The sequence below is a fragment of the Streptomyces sp. DvalAA-43 genome (assembly GCF_900091725.1).
In the GTDB taxonomy this organism is placed as follows: Bacteria; Actinomycetota; Actinomycetes; order Streptomycetales; family Streptomycetaceae; genus Streptomyces; species Streptomyces pulveraceus.
On the sequence record NZ_FMBW01000038.1, the window covers coordinates 1 to 1,376 of the forward strand.

The following is a 1,376-nucleotide window of genomic DNA, read 5'->3' on the forward strand; positions in this document are numbered from 1 at the left end:
AGTGGCCCGAGTACGAGTTCCGCCGCGTCGTCCCGGTCCCGACCCCGGAGGAGCGGGCGGGAGCGCTGGCCTCTCTGGGGTACGCGGTCGTGGACGGGGCCGAGTGGGAGTGGCGCGAGATGTACCCCCACCTCGTCGCCTCCATCCCGGTCCGGCCGATGACGCCGGTCATGGGGGGTGGCCGGGCATGAAGCAGAGTGCTCCTGCCCGGCAGATCGCCGCGTTGCAGTCGCTCCAGAGCAATCTGACGAGGGTGCTGGTCGCGGTGGCGGTGGTCGCGCTGGCGTTCACCGCGACGAACGTGACCCTGTTCGCGATCGACCACCACATCAGCGTGTGGATCGCGTGGCTGCTGGACCCGATGGTCGCGGTCGCGCTCGGTGCGGTCCTGATCGTGGACGGCCGCCTGTCCGAGCACGGTGTACAGCCCTCCGGCTGGGCCACCGTGCTCCGCTGGTTCGCCGGTCTGGGGACGTGGCTGATGAACTGCTGGGCCTCGCTCTGGCCCGCTGGAGCCTCCTTCGGGGTACCCCGGCAGGTCGACCCGGCCGGTCTCGTCCTCCACTCCATCCCCCCGGTCCTCCTGATCGTGCTGGCCGAGGCGATCACGTTCTACCGGCGCGCGATTCTTGATCGAATCGCCGCCCTGCGCGATCAGGTGGACACCGTGGTGGAACGGGTGGACGGCCCGACCGTCCACCTCGCGTCCACCGCACCGTCCCCCACGGTCGTGCCCGAGCGGTCACGATCGGCTCCGGCGCTCACCCCGGTGGCAACTCTGCCGGTCATCTGCGGTGCACAGCGGGTATATCCACTGGCCGTCCCCCCGCCGTCCACCCTGGGTCGACGACGAGCCGCAGACCGGGCCCCGGCTGGGCGCCGAGAGGGCCGCTGAGGTCATCCGGCAGTGCTACATCGACGGCGACACGATCGCCGAGGCCGCGGTGAAATCCACCCGGTCCACCTCCTACGTCCACAAGGTCTACGGCCGCCTCGCCAACCCCCCGCAGGGCGCCCCCGAGCTGACCAGCCTTGCCGGGTGATCGCGATGGCGACCACCCCCGTCTACCGGTGGAACCTCGCCCCGGACGGCTACGCCACCATCCGGCAGCTCCGCGCCCTCGGGCTTCGGCCCGGCGGTCAGGAAGTCGCCGCCCAGCTCGAACGGCCGCGCCGCCGCCGGGGCCCGCTGGTCGCGTACCTGTACCTCGTCGACCGCGCCAAGCCGGTCCGCCCGATGACCCCGGGCCGTGCTGCGGCACTGGCCAAGGCGATGGCCGCCCGCCGGACGTGCCCCGTCTGCCGGCGGGATGCCGGGTACTGCATCCCCCGGTCGCTCGGCATGTGCGTGACCTGCCACGACACCCCCACCGCCG

General features: G+C 72.3%; 3 protein-coding genes. All 3 read left to right on the top strand.

The genetic code is table 11. The features are described 5' to 3' along the window. On the top strand, positions 1-191 hold a 191-nt coding region (locus GA0115234_RS42260; protein WP_237541276.1), incomplete at its 5' end, for a DUF6303 family protein. Next, positions 188-895: an extensin gene (locus GA0115234_RS11450; RefSeq protein WP_107405781.1), complete on the top strand. Its 708-nt coding sequence runs from the start codon at positions 188-190 to the stop codon at positions 893-895. The genes GA0115234_RS42260 and GA0115234_RS11450, both read left to right, overlap by 4 nt. Positions 896-1,048: 153 nt before the next feature. Then, positions 1,049-1,376: RRQRL motif-containing zinc-binding protein (locus tag GA0115234_RS11455; RefSeq protein ID WP_093540801.1), on the top strand; the 328-nt coding region annotated here is incomplete at its 3' end.